This is a genomic window from Terrabacter sp. AAH1, from assembly GCF_054456855.1.
On the sequence record NZ_JBTJJV010000033.1, the window covers coordinates 1 to 1,284 of the forward strand.

Genomic DNA, 1,284 nt, shown 5'->3' on the forward strand with positions numbered 1-1,284 from the left:
GGGCGGTCTCAACCCGTCTGCGCAACGTTGAGTAGTTCGTTGAGCCTAACGGCCGGGGTGTGGAATCCGAGGGTGGCTCGGGGGCGGGTGTTGAGCAGCTGCTCGACGCGGGTGATCTCCGCGTCGGGCACGGTGGTGAAGTCGGTGCCTTTGGGGAAGAACTCGCGGATCAGGCCGTTGGTGTTCTCGTTCGTGCCGCGCTGCCAGGGTGAATGCGGGTCGCAGAAGTAGACCTTGCAGTCAGCCGCGGCGGTGAACCGGGCGTGCTCGGCCAGCTCGGCGCCCTGGTCCCAGGTCAGGGTCTTGACCAGGTGCGCGGGCAGCGCGGTGACCATCTCGATAAGTCGGTCGGTGACGGTGGTCGCGTCGTGCCGGGCCGGGAGCCGGGCGATCATCGTGTACCGGGTGGCCCGCTCGACCAGCGTGATCGCCGCGGTCCGGTTCCCGGCGCCCAAGATCAGGTCACCTTCCCAGTGTCCGGGCACGGCGCGGTCGCTGACCTCGGCCGGGCGGGCCGTGATGGTGGCGTCCCCGACCCATGACTTCCCGCGGGAGCGGGCGGCCAGCTTCGAGGCCGGCACGCGCGAGGTGCGCCCGCTGCGCAGCACCTTCTCCCGAGCCAGCTCCGCGCGCAGGCTGCCGCGACCCTGGACGTACAGCGCCTGGTAGATCGTCTCGTGAGAGATCTGCATGGACTCATCCTGCGGGTAGCGCAACGCCAGCTCGCCCTGGATCTGCTGCGGGGACCAGTGCTGGCGCAGCCCTTCGAGCACCGCAGCCCGCAGCGCGGCGTGCTCGGGCCGGTCCAGCTTCCGCGGCTGCGGCCGGGCCCGGCCGGCCCGGGTCCCTCGTTGCGCGACCCGGGCCGAGTACACCCCGCCCACGCGGTGGCGCGCCAGTTCCCGGGACACGCTCGAGCGGTGCACCCCGAGCTCGGCCGCGATCCGGGCCGGGCGGCGACCCTCCCGCAACCGCACCGCGATCACGCCCCGGCCGGCCTCGGTCAACCGGCCCCGCTCATCGGTCCAGTCACCCTCGTCCACCAACACCACCGGTCGCGCCAAGCCCCCGACCGGTCCCATCCGAAACGTCATGCCGGCCACCTTGGCCCACCGTCCCACCGCCCGCCGGTCGACCCCGGTCCGCCGCGCTACCTCCAACGCCGCCAGCCCCGCCCCCAGCAGCGCCAACGCCTGCTCCCGCTGAGCCAACGAGTACGTCCCCGGGATTCCGCCCATGCCTGCCTCCACGCAATTCGTGTTGCGCAGACGATCTGAAGCCAAG

The 1,284-nt window shown here is 72.0% G+C and carries 1 protein-coding gene; it reads right to left on the reverse strand.

Translation table 11 applies throughout. The annotated features are described in order from the left end of the window. Nucleotides 1–8: 8 nt before the first annotated feature. The gene (locus ACXR8F_RS21505) at nt 9–1,238 is read right to left on the reverse strand and encodes an IS30 family transposase (protein ID WP_458803626.1); all 1,230 of its coding nucleotides are present in this window, start codon (nt 1,236–1,238) and stop codon (nt 9–11) included. Between the last annotated feature and the right edge of the window lie 46 nt (nt 1,239–1,284).